Source organism: Nocardia sp. NPDC058666, assembly GCF_042714895.1.
GTDB lineage: Bacteria > Actinomycetota > Actinomycetes > Mycobacteriales > Mycobacteriaceae > Nocardia.
This window is the reverse complement of sequence record NZ_JBHXRY010000005.1, coordinates 314,318-329,200: the sequence shown is the minus strand read 5'-3', so window position 1 is coordinate 329,200 and position 14,883 is coordinate 314,318. Positions and strand designations below refer to the sequence as shown.

General features: G+C 66.9%; 17 protein-coding genes. 8 read left to right on the top strand and 9 right to left on the bottom strand.

All coding sequences use genetic code 11. From position 1 onward, the window contains the following. Positions 1 to 20 precede the first annotated feature (20 nt). On the top strand, positions 21 to 821 hold the full coding sequence (locus ACFWVD_RS15420; RefSeq protein WP_379243325.1) for an ABC transporter permease: 801 nt from the start codon (positions 21 to 23) through the stop codon (positions 819 to 821). 65 nt (positions 822 to 886) lie between these two features. Here the strand turns inward: ACFWVD_RS15420 and ACFWVD_RS15415 are convergent, their stop codons facing one another. Beyond that, positions 887 to 1,222, bottom strand: coding sequence for an RNA polymerase-binding protein RbpA (locus ACFWVD_RS15415; RefSeq protein WP_379243103.1), 336 nt, complete (start codon positions 1,220 to 1,222; stop codon positions 887 to 889). A 276-nt stretch (positions 1,223 to 1,498) separates the two neighbouring features. Here ACFWVD_RS15415 and ACFWVD_RS15410 point away from each other — a divergent pair, with 276 nt between their 5' ends. Next, entirely contained in the window at positions 1,499 to 1,825 is a 327-nt protein-coding gene (locus ACFWVD_RS15410; RefSeq protein ID WP_379243101.1) for a hypothetical protein, read from the top strand. A 63-nt stretch (positions 1,826 to 1,888) separates the two neighbouring features. Here ACFWVD_RS15410 and ACFWVD_RS15405 read toward each other — a convergent pair whose 3' ends face one another. Together ACFWVD_RS15405 and mqo are read right to left on the bottom strand one after the other, a co-directional pair. Beyond that, positions 1,889 to 2,899, bottom strand: a complete 1,011-nt coding sequence (locus tag ACFWVD_RS15405; protein ID WP_379243099.1) for a hypothetical protein — start codon at positions 2,897 to 2,899, stop codon at positions 1,889 to 1,891. A 147-nt stretch (positions 2,900 to 3,046) separates the two neighbouring features. Next, positions 3,047 to 4,474, bottom strand: a complete 1,428-nt coding sequence (mqo, locus tag ACFWVD_RS15400) for a malate dehydrogenase (quinone) (protein WP_379243097.1) — start codon at positions 4,472 to 4,474, stop codon at positions 3,047 to 3,049. Positions 4,475 to 4,564: 90 nt separating this feature from the next. Here mqo and ACFWVD_RS15395 point away from each other — a divergent pair, with 90 nt between their 5' ends. After that, positions 4,565 to 5,467 (top strand): LysR family transcriptional regulator, encoded by a 903-nt coding sequence (locus ACFWVD_RS15395; RefSeq protein WP_379243095.1) that lies wholly within the window; start codon positions 4,565 to 4,567, stop codon positions 5,465 to 5,467. Positions 5,468 to 5,470: 3 nt separating this feature from the next. Here the strand turns inward: ACFWVD_RS15395 and ACFWVD_RS15390 are convergent, their stop codons facing one another. Continuing rightward, positions 5,471 to 6,220, bottom strand: coding sequence for a M23 family metallopeptidase (locus ACFWVD_RS15390; protein WP_379243093.1), 750 nt, complete (start codon positions 6,218 to 6,220; stop codon positions 5,471 to 5,473). Between the two features lie 183 nt (positions 6,221 to 6,403). Between ACFWVD_RS15390 and ACFWVD_RS15385 the strand changes: the two genes are divergently transcribed. Continuing rightward, a complete protein-coding gene (locus ACFWVD_RS15385; RefSeq protein ID WP_379243091.1) occupies positions 6,404 to 6,742 on the top strand; it encodes an ArsR/SmtB family transcription factor in 339 nt (112 codons plus the stop codon). Here ACFWVD_RS15385 and ACFWVD_RS15380 read toward each other — a convergent pair. Further along, positions 6,724 to 7,698: a glycosyltransferase family 9 protein gene (locus ACFWVD_RS15380; RefSeq protein ID WP_379243089.1), complete on the bottom strand. Its 975-nt coding sequence runs from the start codon at positions 7,696 to 7,698 to the stop codon at positions 6,724 to 6,726. The two genes, ACFWVD_RS15385 and ACFWVD_RS15380, sit on opposite strands and share 19 nt — an antisense overlap. A 127-nt stretch (positions 7,699 to 7,825) precedes the next feature. Between ACFWVD_RS15380 and ACFWVD_RS15375 the strand changes: the two genes are divergently transcribed. Then, positions 7,826 to 8,410: an HdeD family acid-resistance protein gene (locus ACFWVD_RS15375; protein ID WP_379243087.1), complete on the top strand. Its 585-nt coding sequence runs from the start codon at positions 7,826 to 7,828 to the stop codon at positions 8,408 to 8,410. An 81-nt stretch (positions 8,411 to 8,491) separates the two neighbouring features. Continuing rightward, positions 8,492 to 8,842, top strand: a complete 351-nt coding sequence (locus ACFWVD_RS15370) for a hypothetical protein (RefSeq protein ID WP_379243085.1) — start codon at positions 8,492 to 8,494, stop codon at positions 8,840 to 8,842. A gap of 13 nt (positions 8,843 to 8,855) precedes the next feature. Here ACFWVD_RS15370 and ACFWVD_RS15365 read toward each other — a convergent pair whose 3' ends face one another. Both ACFWVD_RS15365 and ACFWVD_RS15360 read right to left on the bottom strand, forming a co-directional pair. After that, entirely contained in the window at positions 8,856 to 9,656 is an 801-nt protein-coding gene (locus ACFWVD_RS15365; RefSeq protein ID WP_379243083.1) for a HugZ family protein, read from the bottom strand. Further along, on the bottom strand, positions 9,653 to 10,909 hold the full coding sequence (locus tag ACFWVD_RS15360; protein ID WP_379243081.1) for a lipase family alpha/beta hydrolase: 1,257 nt from the start codon (positions 10,907 to 10,909) through the stop codon (positions 9,653 to 9,655). Before ACFWVD_RS15360 ends, ACFWVD_RS15365 begins: the two co-directional genes overlap by 4 nt. A gap of 126 nt (positions 10,910 to 11,035) precedes the next feature. Between ACFWVD_RS15360 and ACFWVD_RS15355 the strand changes: the two genes are divergently transcribed. Then, the gene (locus ACFWVD_RS15355) at positions 11,036 to 11,323 is read left to right on the top strand and encodes a hypothetical protein (protein WP_379243079.1); all 288 of its coding nucleotides are present in this window, start codon (positions 11,036 to 11,038) and stop codon (positions 11,321 to 11,323) included. Beyond that, positions 11,320 to 12,720 carry a hypothetical protein gene (locus ACFWVD_RS15350; RefSeq protein WP_379243077.1) on the top strand — a complete coding sequence of 467 codons (1,401 nt, stop codon included), beginning with the start codon at positions 11,320 to 11,322 and terminating at the stop codon, positions 12,718 to 12,720. The genes ACFWVD_RS15355 and ACFWVD_RS15350 overlap by 4 nt, the downstream gene beginning before the upstream one ends. Before the next feature lie 706 nt (positions 12,721 to 13,426). On the opposite strand, the gene ACFWVD_RS15345 is transcribed toward ACFWVD_RS15350, so the two are convergent. Together ACFWVD_RS15345 and ACFWVD_RS15340 are read right to left on the bottom strand one after the other, a co-directional pair. Continuing rightward, entirely contained in the window at positions 13,427 to 14,143 is a 717-nt protein-coding gene (locus ACFWVD_RS15345) for a metal-dependent hydrolase (RefSeq protein WP_379243075.1), read from the bottom strand. Positions 14,144 to 14,199: 56 nt separating this feature from the next. Beyond that, entirely contained in the window at positions 14,200 to 14,844 is a 645-nt protein-coding gene (locus tag ACFWVD_RS15340) for a GNAT family N-acetyltransferase (RefSeq protein WP_379243073.1), read from the bottom strand. Positions 14,845 to 14,883: the final 39 nt, after the last annotated feature.

Below are 14,883 nucleotides of genomic sequence, written 5' to 3'. Positions count from 1 at the left end.
GGCCGACCGCGCCGCAGGAGATGGAACCGCGGGCCCGGTTCGTGCGCGACAGCGCGATCGTGGCCTACCGCAACCTGCTCACCATCCTGCGCGTGCCCACACTGCTGGTCACCGCCACGATCCAGCCGCTGATGTTCGTGTTCCTGTTCGCCTACATCTTCGGCGCGTCACTGGGCGGCGACCAGTACCGGGAATTCCTGCTGGCAGGCATCTTCACCCAGACCGTGGCGTTCAACGCCGCCTTCACCACCGTCGGACTGGCGGGTGACCTGCAGAAGGGCATCATCGACCGGATGCGGACGCTGCCGATGTCGCGGCTGGCGGTGCTGATGGGCCGCACGCTGTCGGACCTGGTGGTCAACATCGTGAGCCTGGGCGTGATGTCGGTGTGCGGGTACATCGTGGGCTGGCGCATCCACGGCAGCTTCGGCGACGCGATGATCGCGTTCTCGATCATCCTGCTGTTCGCGTTCGCGATGTCCTGGGTCGGCGCGCTCACCGGCCTGGTCTCACCGACCGTGGAAGTGGCGCAGAGCGCGGGCCTGATCTGGCTGTTCCCGCTCACGTTCATCTCCTCGGCGTTCATCTCCGCCGAAACCCTGCCCGGCCCGCTGCGCGCGATCGCCGAATGGAACCCCATCACCGCGGTCTCCGCCGCAGGCCGCAAGCTGTTCGAAAACGACTCACCACCGGCGTTCGTCCCCGCGACCGGATGGGCCGCGGAGAACTGCATCCTCTACGCGATCATCTGCTCACTGGTCATCCTCGCCATCGCCATGCCGGCGGCCCTGCTGCAATACCGCAAGGTCGCCAGTCACTGAACCCCTGAAACGTCGAAGGCCGCCTTCCCACAAGGGGAGGCGGCCTTCGACGTAGCGCTGCGACCTTACCCGCGGCGGCGGGTCTTCAGGATGTCGAGACGCTCCTTGAGTAGCTCCTCGAGCTCCTCCTTGCTACGACGCTCCAGCAGCATGTCCCAGTGGGTGCGCGGCGGCTTGACCTTCTTCACCTCGACCGAGGTGCCCTCCATGAGCTGACCCTCCTGGCCGTTACGGCACGCCCAAGTGGGGGGGATCTCCGCGTCGTCGGCGAACGGGACGTCGAACTCCTCACCGTTATCGGTGCGGTAGCGGGCGATCCGGCGCGGGGCCAGGTCGTGGTCGCGATCGGTCTCGTAGCTCACCGCTCCGAGCCGACTGCCCCGGAGAACGCGATCTGCCATGTGTGCTCCTGTGTATATGGCGGCTGGTGCCGCGGTTTTCGGCGCTTGACTCCGCCTCTTCCCTCCCTACGGGTACTCCTTCGTCGCACCCTTCGGTCAGTCCATCGGCGGAGGCGCGCCGAAAACAGGACTGGGTACTACTCCAACGCGCGGGAGGGATGAACTGTTCCATTGTAGTCGTATGGTCGTGCCGACCGTGCCAGGCCCAGATCTGGATGCCCGCTCAGCGAGACCTGAACCGGCGAAATGTTTCGCGGGCCGATAGGGTTTCGCATCATGTCGCGCAGTCGCCTGCTGTCCTGCCTGTGGTGCGGGCGGGAGATCGTGGATTCGGAGTCGGGTCGGCGTCGCCGCTATTGCCGCCAATCGTGCCGTCAACGTGCCTATGAACACCGCAGCAGTCTCAAGGGGACCGGGATTCCCGAGGACGCCGTGGTGCTCACTGCGCAGGAGGCGGCCGATCTGGCTGATCGGTGGTTCGCGGCGCGGTGTGCTGCCGAGGATGTGGCTACGGCGGTGGGGGAGGGAGCCTCGGCGGCCGAGTTGGCGGAGTTGAGTGCGACGTTGGTGCAATTGGCTCGGGAAGCGGAACGGCTTCGCTGAACGCGCGAAACTCCGTGTGTCCCAGTGGAATTCGGTGGGGCACACGGAGTATTGCGGCCAGTTCTAGGTCATCAGTGACTCGCGGGCGCGCAAGTAGACAACTGTGACGCCGCCGACGACGAACAGGGCCAGCGCGGTTGCCGCGCCTGCGGTGGCGAGGTCGGGGTTGGTGAGGGCCTGGCCGCGCAGGGCTTGCCAGCACACCAGCGTGAGCAGGCCGAAGTAGCCCAGTGTCGCTACCACCAGCAGGGCGGTGCGGGTGGTTTCGGTGCGCAACCAGGGATAACGGGGTGCCAGGGCGATCAGCGCGACGGTGAGCAGTAGCAGCAACTGGATGCCGTGCAGGCCGACGAAATGCGGGATGCGCAGGTCACCGCCGACCGTGCTCCACCCGGTGATCGGCATCCCACCTGCGCTGTCACGCGCGGTGTCCCCGGCACGCACGGTGTGACCCGCCACCAACCCGACCACGGTGCCGTCGGCCTGGCGCACCAGCTGCGGCCCGGTGAACCCCATCAGATACCCGAGCATCATCGCGGCCACGGCCAACCACAGCCCCGCCTTCAACGCCACCCTGGTCGGCCGATCCGCCAGCTTCTGCCACGAAATGATCACCGCCAGAACCAGATTGGCCACGAACAACCCGGGCACCCCGGCGGCGAACACCTGCTGTCCGATCGCATTGACCGGATCGACGGAATCATTGAAATGGCTGAACGTCCCCCGCGCGGCCTGCACCGCGATGAACCCCACATCGGCCACACCGGTCACCGCGAACACGGTCCCCAACCACCAGGTAGCCCGCCGCCCCCGATGCGGCAACCGCAAAATCCACGCCAACGTCACCCCATACAACGCGAACGCGAACCCGAACTTCGCCGGCTTGAGCCACACCGACTCCCCGAGCAACACCCGATCGTCCACCACCATCCCCACCACCGACACCACCACCAGCGCCGCCATCAACGCGGAATTCACCATCAACGGCCCATGCCATGGCGCACGCTCGGAACGCGGTGCCACAACACGGAACCGAATGCGGGACAGGGTCTGAGTGAAGTCGATCGTCGCCATGAACCCAAAGTAGAAATCCGCTGTACCCCACCAAATCCCACTGAGGAACGGTTCAGCCCTCATACCCGAGTACTGCCCGAGGCCAACCCCTGGCCCGGTCGTGGCAGAACCCTGAGATCGCCAGCGCGAACTCAGGGTTCCAGGGTCCTAAGTCGAGGACACCGGGGTTTCGGGGAGCAGTTCGGTCAGCAGCGGTGACCACTCGTGGCGGCGGGCAGGGAAGCAGCGGTCGAGCAGATCGCGCATGATCGCGGGCGCGATCGACGCACCGGGGGAGGCGCCGAGCAGGCCGGCGCAGGTTCCGTCGGCGCCGGTCACCAGTTCGGTGCCGAATTCGAGCACGCCGCCGTGTTTCGGGTCGGGTTTGACCAGTTGGGCGCGTTGGCCTGCCTGGATCAGGGTCCAGTCGGCGGGGTCGGCGGTGGGGAAGAAGCGTTGGAGTTGGGCGAATTTCTGGCGGCGGGTGGCGAGCAGTTCGGTGATCAGAAACTTGACCAGGCCGAGGTTCTGTAGCCCGGCGGCGACCAACGGCACGATGTTGTGGGGGCGCAACGTGGTGAACAGGTCGGTGAGTTTTCCGTGGCGCAGGAGCCGGGTGCTGAAGGTGGCGTAGGGCCCGAACAGCAGGGCCGCGCTGCCGTCGACCTCGCGGCGGTCGAGGTGGGGGACCGACATCGGGGGTGCGCCCACTGCGGCTTGGCTGTAGACCTTGGCTTGATGCTCGGCGACGACCTCGGGATTGTCGGTGCGCAGGAACTGCGCGCCCAGCGGGAACACCCCGTACCCGCGCACTTCGGGCAGACCGGCACGCTGCAGCAGGCGCAAGGCGTATCCGCCCGCGCCGACGAACACGAACCTGGTGCGCACCTGGAACTTTCGTCCACTGTCGAGATCGCGACCGCGCACGGTCCACAGTCCGTCCTTGCCGCGCGCCAGCCCGGTGATCTCGCGACGCATCCGCACCGCATTGCCCGCCGCGCTCATCGTGGCCAGCAAAGACCTGGTCAGCGCGCCGAAGTCGATATCGGTGCCCGCACTGTGCCGGGTCGCCGCCATCGCGTCTCCGTCGGCCCGGCCGCGCACGAGCAGCGGCGCCCACTGCGCGATCACCGCGCGATCGGTGGTGAACTCCATGTCCGCGAACGCGGGCAGTTCCCGCAACGTCTCGTACCGCTGCCGCAGGTAGGCGATATCGCGTTCGCCGAACACGGCCGTGATATGCGGTGTCGGGGTGAGAAACGTGTCGGGCTCGAGCTCGCCGCGTCGCGCCAGCGCGGACCAGAACCGTCGCGACAGCGCGAACTGCTCCGCGATCCCCGCGGCCTTGGCACCGTCGGCAGGGTCGGGCATGTAGTTGAGCTCGCACATCCCGGAATGCCCGGTGCCTGCGTTGTTCCACGGATGGCTGCTCTCGGCCGCCGGTTCGCCCAGTCGCTCGAACAGTGCGATCGACCAATCCGGTGCAAGGGTGCTCAACAGTGCGCCGAGTGTGGCTGACATGATCCCGCCGCCGATCAGGACCGCGTCGAGAACGTCGTCGCCACTGCGGGTTTCGGGTCGTGTGGTGTCGTTCATGGTCGAACCTCCCGTGTGCTGTGTACGGCCATCGTCACGCGCCCACCAGCTATCCGTCCAACACGAAATCGCCGAAGATATGATCCGAATATGGATGAATACGGCGATGTCGGCGCGCAGGCCCTGGCCCCGCTGCTGGCCGCGTTCGACGCGGCCGCCGCCGAAGGCCATTTCACCAGGGCCGCCGCGCGACTGGGCGTGCCGCAATCGTCGCTGAGTCGCCGGATCAAAACCCTCGAACAGGAACTGGGTGTGGCCCTGTTCCAGCCGATCGGGCGCGGCGTGGCACTCACCCCGCAGGGACGTGAACTCTACGAACGCACGCGCGGGCTGGTCCGCGCCCTCGACGACGCGGTGCACCGGGTCCGCGCGGACGCCGACCCCGACACGGGCCTGGTCCGCTTCGGCTTCCCCTTGACACTGGGCCCCGTCAGCATTCCGTCGCTGCTGGCCCAATTCCACACCCGATCCCCCCGCATCCGCCTGCACCTGGTGCAAGCCCACGGCGAAGCACTGGCCGAACAGGTCCGCGACGGCCGCCTCGACCTCGCGGTGATGATCCCGCCCCCACCAGACCTGCCCACGGTCGACCTCGGCCGCCAACGCATAGACCTGCACGTGGCGAAAACCCACCCACTGGCGGCCCGCACCCGCATCGACCTGGCCGAACTGGCCGACGAAACCTTCATCGCGAATCCACCCAGCTACCAACTGCGCAGACTCCTTGACACCTGGTGCACCGCAGCGGGTTTCACCCCTCGCGTGGCTTTCGAGATCACCGAATTCGAAACGCTGCGCGCCCTGGTAGCCCTCGGTCAAGGCGTGGCACTGCTACCGGCCGCCGAAATCCCGAACCCGGACCTGGCGATCATCCCCATCGATGGCAAACGCGACCGCGAGGTCGGTCTGGTCTCGGGAGACCATGACTCGACGCTCGCGGTCGCGCGGCTTCGGGATTTTCTGATCGCGCGGCGGGCGGCGATCAGTGGGTAGGTATCAGTCCTGGGCGATGCCCGCGTCGACGCCACGCGCGGCAAGCCACGGGTGCGGGTCGATCGGGGCGCCGTACAGGGAGCCGTCGGGCACGTGCACCTCGTAGTGCAGGTGGGGGCCGGTGGAGTTGCCGCGGTTGCCGACGGTGGCGATGACGTCACCGGCGTTGACGTGCTGGCCGACCTGCACCAGGATGTCGTTCACGTGGCCGAACACGCCGATGGTGCCGTCGTCCTGCTGGACGCGGACCCACAGGCCGAAGCCCGTGGCCGGACCGGCTTCGATCACGGTGCCGTCGGTGACGGCGAAGATCGGGGCGCCGACCGGGTCACCGAAGTCGATGCCGTTGTGCGCGGTGCCCCAGCGGGCGCCGTAGTAGGAGGTCAGGCGGCCGGTGACCGGGCGAACGGTCTGCGGGCGCGGCGGTGCGGGCGGCGCGAGGGTCGGCAGCGCGGGCAGCTCGAGGGCTACCGCTTCGCGGTGCTCTTCCCACGGGATCGGGGCAGACGCGGGGGCCTGCGCGCTCTGGGCCTCGGCGGGGGTGTACGCGGTGAAGCGGTACTGGCCGGCATTGACAGCCTCAGTGGCATCCGCGGCGATAGTAGTAGTGGGGACATGGCTCTCAGGCTCACTGAAAGTGGCGACGGAGGTACCCACGAGTGCGGACAAAGCCACCGCACCCGCGACTACGCCTCCCCAACGACCTGCGAAGGCGTCGGAGACTCGAGCAGATAACGGGTTGGTCACGAACATGGTTATGAACGTAGCTAAACCGTAACCTTCGCGGCGAACTCTGTGGTTGCGATCACGAACCGCTATAACCGCAGTTGATCTATAACGATCCTCTAACGAAACTCTCCTTCATTGGACTCACCGGGTGAAATGCCGGTGTGCAAGATCGTTGCCGAAAACCCTCATCCCGGGGACACTGATTCAGTGGACGCTAACGGAGTTCGTGCGATCACCGCGTTATCGGACCCCACTCGGCGCGCGATCTTCGAATCGCTGCCGCAGGGCCCCCGCTCGGTGGCCGAACTGGCCACCGCCACCGGAATCACCAGCTCAGCGGCCTCCCAGCACCTACGCGTGCTGCGCGAAGCCCACCTGGTCCGCATGCGACGCGAGGGCAACAAGCACCTGTACTCCCTCGATCCGCGCGGTCTCAACGACGCTCGCGACTACCTGGAGAAGTTCTGGCCCAGCGCCCTGGCCGCGCACGCCGCCGCGCTGCGTGACGCGGCCGGTGTCGAACCTGCTCAGCCCACTCGGCGATAACGGGAACGCCCCGTGGCGGCCCATGCCTGCTTGTCCAGCTGCATGTCGACCGCGGAGATCACCTCGGGCACGCCGATTCGCAGCAACCCGGCATCGGGCGACAATCCCTCGGGGTCGCCCGTGTGCCCCGCCCACAGCACCGCGTGCCTGCCGATCAGGTGCGCGGGCGGTCCGCCCCGACGCGGCGGGGTCGGCCCGAACAGCAGCACCGTGCGGGTGCCGAACGCCGTGGCCAGATGTCCGATACCGGTATCGCCGCTGATCACCAGCGTCGCCTCGGCCACCGTGGCCGCCAGATCGGTGAGGTTCTGCCTGCCCGCCAGCACCCGATCGTCGGGCAGACCCGCCTGCGCGGCCACCTCCCTGGCGATATCGCGTTCGAAGGGGTCGCCGGTGAGCACGACATCGCGGCCCAGCACCAGCAGGTGGCGCACCACCGCGGCGAACCGCTCGGGCGGCCACCGACGTGCGGGCGCGCCCGCACCGATATGGACCACCACGCAATCGCGGCGACTGATCGAGGCCACCGGCGGCACCAAACCGAGGTTGCGGCGATCGGCGTCGATGCCTTCCCCCTCGAGCAGCCGACACCACCGATCCACCGCGTGCGCTTCGGGATCCCAGCGGGGACCGGCGAGCTTGGGCAGGGCGGGCGTGCGATGGCCGATGATCCGCGCGGCCCCGGTATCGGCCAGTGCCCGTGCGCTGGCGCCGTCGGGGCCGTGCAGGTTCACCGCCAATTCGGGTGCGGGACCGTCCCAGATCAAGGCGGCCGGGTCGGCGGTGGCGACCAGTTCGTCGACCGAGGAGATCAGGTCCACGATCTGCTCCAGCCGATGCGGGGCGGCCAGGACGATCCGGCTGCGCGGTTCGGCCCGGCGCAGGGCACGCAGAGCTGGGACCGCGGCGAGAAGATCACCGAGGCCCCGAGCTTGCAGCACGAGTACAACCGACACATTCTTCATCTACCCGGGACGGTTGCGGACCAAACGTTCGCCTGGGCAACGAGGCAGTGGTGCACGACACGATCACAACCCCAGCTACTTTCCGGAAAACCGGTGCGCGCGGGCATAACATCTCGTCATGACGACAAACACCGTGTTGGGGAGCCCGTTGACGGCTCTGGCCAAGAAGACCTGGCAAACAATTCTGGTCACCGGTTTGCTCGCGGTGGTGCTCGGCATCATCGTGCTCGTGTGGCCCGGTCCGTCTCTGCTCGTGGCGGGCGTTCTTTTCGGTATCTACATGGTTGTCAGCGGCATCTTCCAATTGGTGGCCGCCTTTACTCATCTGCCCAGCACCAGCTTTCGCGTGCTGTCGTTCATCAGTGGCGTGCTGTCGCTGATCATCGGCGTGTTCTGCTTCCGCGACGACCTGGCCTCGATCGTGCTGCTGGGTCTGTGGATCGGTATCAGCTGGCTGTTCCGTGGCATCGCGGTGCTGTTCGCGGCGATCTCCGACAGCGGTGTGCCCGGACGTGGTTGGCAGATCTTCTACGGCATCGTCAGCGCGCTGGCCGGTGTGGTGCTGATCGTGTGGCCGATCTCGTCCATCGCGACCCTGGTCTGGGTGGTGGGCATCTTCTTGATCGTCATCGGCGTCATGGAGATCATCACCGCGTTCGGTGTCCGCAAGGACTCGCACCTGCTGGACCAGCAGGCACACTGACCCCGACAACGGAGAAGTTCGTCTGAATCGGCCGGTGCCTTCGGGTGCCGGCCGTTCTCGTCTGAACTACGCTTCGCAGCTATGGAATTCGTATACAACCTGGTGGTTGTCGCACACTTGCTCGGCATGGCCGCGGTCGTCGGTGGCTTTGTCGCTTCGCGCCCGGTGGTCTCGGAGCTGATGGTCTGGGGTGCTCGCGCGCAGCTGATCACCGGCATCGCCCTGGCCGGGATGGCATCGGCCATCGACTCCCTCGGTAAAGACCCCGACACCACGAAACTGGCGGTGAAGTTGATCATCGCCGTCGCGGTAGCCGCCTTCGCGGAAATCGGTCGCGCGGATGCCAAGCGCGGCAAGCAGATCAACTGGATGACCGACGCCGCGGGCGGCCTGGCCATCGTGAACGTGTTGGTCGCCGCCCTCTGGAACTGACAAAAGACCTGTGTCAGGCGGTCGCGCGAGCCCGCTTGGCCAATTCGACTGTGGCCGAACGCAGTTCGCTGATATCTGACAGTGGTGCGGCGTAGCCGACGCGGGTGCGGGCTACGCCGCGGGGGGATTCCACACGCAGGTCCAGGCCGTAACGGTCGGCTCGTTCGCAGGTGGCGGCGATGGCATCGGGGAAGCCGCCCAGCTGCTGAGCCATCGCCAGGAGGGCTTCGGCGTGGTCGGCGTTGAGGTGAGCGATGCCGGGGGCGGACTGGGGCACGATCGGGTCCGGTTGCGCGGCAAGGTAATCCGCTGCCGAGGCCGAGTCCATTCGACCGTAGCCACCGACCCAGCGGACCCGTTCGATCCGCAACACCCACAGCGTGAAGTCGCTGTAATCGATGTAGTACTTCGCGGCGGGGATCGCGGACAGGTGGGCCGCGCGCGCGGCGTCGGCTTCGTCGCCGGTCGGCCGTTCCACGAAACCGGCCAGGGTGATCCGGGTGCCGGCCAGGGGATCGGCGGGGATGTCGGGGGTGACGATGGCGATGCTGGCGCGCGGGTCGGCGGCCAGGTTGCGGCCGTGTTCGGCCAGGCGCGACACGCTCAGCACCGGTGCGCCGTCGAGTAATCCGTAGGTGATGAACGACGCCCACGGCGCACCGTCGCCGGTGAGGCTGGCCAGTGTGCCGGTGTTGGTGCCCGCCGCGATCGTTCTGGCTTCCTCGGCCGGCGAGGGACGCGCCTCGTTGGCCAGGGGAGCGGTCGGCAGCGGAATGGCAGGTGCGTCGCCCGGATCGCCATGGTCGAGAGTCATGGCCCCAGCGTATCGACCTGGCGCGGTCGGCGGGGCGTGCTCGACAACCAGCTGTGCAGAGCGTCGTAGACGGCGTCGTGATTGAGCAGGCTGAAATGGTTCGCGGCGGGGATGTGTAGGCCGTTCACGGCGTCGAAATCCAGGCGTCGGGTGCGTCCGCGACCGGAACCGCTGCCCGACAGGACCATGCCGTCGCCGATGATCACGCCCAGCGGGTGGCGCGGGCTGTGCGTGATGGTCGTGGTGACGAAGTAGTGATCGACGTCGGGCAGCAGCGGCACTTCCTTGATCGCGCGGGCGCGCAGGTCGTCGACGTCGAGGTCGCGCCAGTCGTCGTCGACCAGCGAACCCTGGCGCAGATCACGGATGCCCGCGCTGCGTCGGCGCAACAGCTTGCTCAGCGGCCGGGTCTCGGGGAACCGATCCAGCGCGGCCGAGGCGTAGTGCACGAACTGTTCCAGCGGCGCGCCAAGATGCGGGGAGCCAAGGCACACCACCTGCCGCACCGACCGCACCCACGCTTGGCCCGATTCCTCGGCCTGATGGCAGGCGCTGCGCATGACCAGCCCGCCCATCGAGTGCCCGATCAGGCAGATCTCGTGCACGGGCATCGGCCAGCTGTCGACCAGGCGGGTCAGCAGGGCGTTGAGTTGGGCGGCGTTCTCGGAGATGTGCAGGCCGGTGTTGAAGCGGACGAACACCGGCGTGTAGCCCAGATCGGCCTCGAGGCGTTCGCCGTAGGTGGGGCGCCCGCCCAGGCGCCAGGCGTGTTCGCTTTCCACGAGCCCGTGCAGCAGCACGACCAGTTTGGTGGTCGGCACCGGCACGTGCGCGGCGAACTGTTCGGGCGGGACCGGCACGCCGTCGACGCGAAAAGTCATGGGGGAGGACAGGATCGGGGCCTCGTCCTCGAGAGTGTCGCCGATCAAACCCTGGATCGCGGCCAGCACACCGGCACCCCAGACCGTGCGCGACGGCGCGGTGACACCGGTCAGCTGAACCGCGCCCGCCACCTCGCCGACGATGAATCCGGTGCCACCCACCGCGGCGTACACCCCGTCGGTGATGGCGTCGTGCACGAGCTTCACCGGCGTCGCGGCCGGGCCGACACCCAGTCGCACCGCGGCGAAAACCCGGTCGGAGATGGCGCGATGCATGGCGGCGATCCCGTCGACCGCCCCCACGAACTCGTCACCGGCCAGCCGGGTGAGTGCCTGCACTTCGGCCTGAGATTGGGGGAGCTGCTCCGTCACGAGATCGAGAGTACAACTGTTCACTCAATGATGGCGGGAATGGGATCGGATCGAGGACCAGCCACTGTCGCGACATTCCACTACAGTGCTGGGTGACGAACCGAATCAAGGTGGGGGTCACAGACTGTGGGCGGTTTCGAAGTCGAGATTCGTCAGCTGCGCGAAGCGGCCGGCGCGGCAGGATCAGCGGCGACACAGGCCAGGGCGGTGCACCCGGGCACCGGCTTGGACGCGATCGCGACAGCGTTGCCGGGCGGGGACGCGGCGAAGAAGGCGCCCACGCTGTCGACGACCTTCGATGATCGCGCGAAGGACTGGGCCGACGAGATCGGCCGGTGGAACACCTCGATCACCTCGGCCGCGAAGTTGTACTCCGAAAACGAGGCCGCCGCGAAAGAGGCATTCCGCAGATGAGTATCGGCTACCACGACGTTCGCGCCTGGAACGCTACGGCGCTGGACACCGCGGCCACCAACCTGCACGGTCGCCGCGACAAACTCATCGGGTTACAGGACGAGCTCGACGACGCCAGGAAACTGCCCACCTGGCACGGTCCCGCGAGCGTGCGCGCCCGCGATTCGCTGGGCGATACGCGGAACAAGGCCGAGATCCTGACCGCGGAACTGTCGGCGGTCGAACGTGCCATGCAGAACGCGTCCGACGACGTGACCGCGCTGACGACCAGGGTCGCCAACAACGACGCCCTGGCCGACACCTACCAGTTCGGCATCGCCGACAACGGCGCGATCGTGGACAACAAACCCGCCGACCCGCCGCCGAAGTCGCGGTTCGAAGCCGAAGACCGCGCCGAGACCCGACGGCACCGCGAAACCATCCGGGTGCAGCTCGAGCGCGAAACCAAGGCGATCCTGGTCACCGCGACCAACATCGACACCGCGCTGGCCCGGGTGATGCAGCTCGCGCAGGACCGCAAGATCAGCGACCATGGCGCGACCACTCTTGACGGCGCGCGCAAGGGCGGAGAGATCGACGCCGAGGTGATCGAGATGGAGCAGGCGCTGCGCGACGCCGGGCTGCTGACCGGGCCGCCGGCGTCGGGCTACTACCGGCAGTGGCTGGAAAACGCTGTGCGCCGGGGTGTTTCGATCGACACGATCAAACAGATCATCACCGAACACCACATCACGCCCGAGGACTTCAAGGTCCTCGACGGCTTGGAAGAGATCCGCGAGGACGAGGACGGCGACGGGATCTTCAAGTCGTACTTCCTGTTGCCGACCGGCATCAGCGGAGACGACGCCGCCAAAGCGGTGCGCATGACCTACCTCCTCAACGCGGGCACCGACTACGGCACCGAAGGCGAAACCACCGACTTCGCGCCGACCCCGTACGGATCCGCGGAACTGCGGCGCATCGCCGAGCGGCAAAAGGAGAACTCCTGGAGCTACGACGACGACGTGGGCTTCGTGCACGGCAACGGCGGACGGCTCGTGACCACTCCGAACGGCATGATGATGGGCCTGGGCGGCAACGTTGTTCAGGACGTGTACAGCCAGAACGGGGGCACGGCCTGGGGTGACACGTTCATGCTGAACATCGATGACCCGAAGGATCCGGCGCAGCAGCTTCGCGAGGTGGCGTCGTCGGGTCACGCCTGGTACGCGGGCGATGCCGGGCCGTCCCGGGGGAGCCTGGACCTGGATCGGCTCCTGCATCACGAGGAGCGGCACTCCCAGCAATGGGCCGAGGAAGGGTATGCGGGGTTCCTCGCCTCCTATGTGTGGGAGCAGGCAACCGGCGGCAACGAGACCGAGGAAGAAGCGGGACTTTCCGATGGTGGCTATCACTAGGGTTGTCTGCGCTGCCTTGCTCGTGGCGATGACCGCAGCGTGTGACAACACAGCGCAATTCGCGCCGTCGCTGCCGCCGGCGGCCGGATTTCGCGTCGATGACGGTGTTTTGAAGGTGTGGACGGGGACTCCGTGTGCGGGGGTCACGGGGCTGCGGTTGACCTTCGACTCCGGTACGGGGGACAGCGCCGAGCAGGTGTGGAGTGCGCCGCGGCCGGGGGTGGTGGTGGAGCACATGGATCTGTTGCGGACGTCCGGGGGGTCTTCGTCGGATTCGGTTGGGCCACTGCAGGTTCAGAAAGCGTTGCCCGCCGGTTATGACTGGACGTCGGCGGGGTCGTTGTCCTTCGCCGTGGACGGTCCGACATCCAACGGTGCTCGGGTCGACGTCGCGGCTGTGCTGCGGGAGTCGGGGGAGCACCCGGCCGGAAGTTATCTGTTCGGGCAGCGGGGGTGGATGGATGCGTCGGAAGTTCAACGGGAGAACCGGAATTCGTTTCTGACGGTCTGTACGCCAGACCCGAACTGAGGTCGGCACGCTCTGAAATTCGCTACATAGTCTCAGCCCATTACGCTACTGCGATATGCGCATTAAACTATGTGTGCGGCTGGGTGCTGAACAAAGAGCAACCGGCTACGCCGGCCTGGCTGGGGAAGTGGTCCCGACAACCCTCGAGGCGGCGGGACCGACCCGCCGCCTCGACACTCACGGTCGATGCACGATCGCGTACCAGAGCGCACCCATCGCACCCAGCACGAAAAGCGGTGAGATAACCCAGGTTTCGACCCGATTCCCGGTCCGCTCGATCAACGGCACCCGCGTGCGCAACGGAAACGGCCACAGCAACCGGCAACCCCGATCGGTGAGACAGTCCCCGAGCAGATGCGCCAAACACCCCAGCCCGACGCACACCGGCAACCACACCGGCCGATCGACAATCCAATGATCGACAGCGAACGTGCCCGCCGAAGCCAACACGATCACGGTCCCGTACGTGCGCACACTCTTGCCCGGCGGACACAGATGCAACGACCGCACCGCCAGCGCCAACAGAAAGAACACCAGACTCAACGTGAACGGCCGGCCCCAATAATGCTCGCCCGCCCACGTGGCAGCCACCGCCGCGACCACGAACAACAACGAGTGCGTCCCGTGCCGATGCCCACCCGACACCCACGAGATCAACCGGCACAGGTGATGCGAAACCGGCCCCAGCACATGCGAAATCGTCCCACTGGGATGATCCGCGTCCGGCAACAACGCCGCCCCCGCGGTGAGAAAAGTCCCGATGATGAGCTCGGCGATCCCGAATTGCGTTGTCTCGCTGTCGACCAAGGGAAAAGCGGCCACCGTCAGCGGCAACGCCGCAGCGGTCCCCGCCCACGCCAGCGCCCCACTCGTCGCATGTGAATGTCCTAGCACCGCCGCAACGTTAGAGGAACTCACTACCCGAACGCATATGCCGTGGACAGCGCTGCTCAGCGACGCATGACCCAGGCGGGGATCGGGTCTTCCGTCTCACCGACCAGCGACCAGCCGGCCCGCTGATACATCCCGACATTGCGTGCGGTCGCGGTCTCGAGATAGGCAGGCAAGCCGGCCTTCTCGGCTTCGCCCAGCCCGGCCGCAATCGCCTTGCGCCCCCACCTATGACCGGCATACGACGGATGCGTGGCGACATTGCCCAGATACCAGTGGGGTGTGCTCGGAAACAGCGGATGCACCGCCCCGTCGAACTTCGCGATCCGACCGAGCACCTCGTCCGGCAGATCCGGCTTCGACGCGCCGGCGTCCACATCTGGACTGTCCCACATCGACACAGAAAGCCCACCCTCGACGATCCAGATGCGCCCCTGCGTAATCCGGCGGTCGAACAGGTACCCGGCATACATCTCAGATTGCTCGCGCAAACACGACGCATCGAAGAAGTACCGATAGGCCGGATCGTTCGCAAAGGCGGCCACCACCGTGTCGACGACGCGGGCCCGGTCGGCAGGCGTAGCCAGCGTGACCTCTGGTCCAGTCATGAATCCTCCGTCAGCCGTTGGATACTCGATCCTACTGACGTCGGGATTGCAGGCCTTCGCGACGTCGAGAGCTAGTAGTCCGGCGACCAACAGCAACTCTGGCCGCTAACCTTTCGGCCATGCAGGATTGGGAGG

Coding starts and splice junctions, on each gene's coding strand:
- ACFWVD_RS15415 (WP_379243103.1), bottom strand. CDS start 1,222: ATGGCAGATCGCGTTCTCCGGGGCAGTCGGCTCGGAGCGGTGAGCTAC.
- ACFWVD_RS15375 (WP_379243087.1), top strand. CDS start 7,826: ATGACGACAAACACCGTGTTGGGGAGCCCGTTGACGGCTCTGGCCAAG.
- ACFWVD_RS15410 (WP_379243101.1), top strand. CDS start 1,499: ATGTCGCGCAGTCGCCTGCTGTCCTGCCTGTGGTGCGGGCGGGAGATC.
- ACFWVD_RS15365 (WP_379243083.1), bottom strand. CDS start 9,656: ATGACTCTCGACCATGGCGATCCGGGCGACGCACCTGCCATTCCGCTG.
- ACFWVD_RS15395 (WP_379243095.1), top strand. CDS start 4,565: ATGGATGAATACGGCGATGTCGGCGCGCAGGCCCTGGCCCCGCTGCTG.
- mqo (WP_379243097.1), bottom strand. CDS start 4,474: ATGAACGACACCACACGACCCGAAACCCGCAGTGGCGACGACGTTCTC.
- ACFWVD_RS15420 (WP_379243325.1), top strand. CDS start 21: ATGGAACCGCGGGCCCGGTTCGTGCGCGACAGCGCGATCGTGGCCTAC.
- ACFWVD_RS15370 (WP_379243085.1), top strand. CDS start 8,492: ATGGAATTCGTATACAACCTGGTGGTTGTCGCACACTTGCTCGGCATG.
- ACFWVD_RS15350 (WP_379243077.1), top strand. CDS start 11,320: ATGAGTATCGGCTACCACGACGTTCGCGCCTGGAACGCTACGGCGCTG.
- ACFWVD_RS15405 (WP_379243099.1), bottom strand. CDS start 2,899: ATGGCGACGATCGACTTCACTCAGACCCTGTCCCGCATTCGGTTCCGT.
- ACFWVD_RS15390 (WP_379243093.1), bottom strand. CDS start 6,220: ATGTTCGTGACCAACCCGTTATCTGCTCGAGTCTCCGACGCCTTCGCA.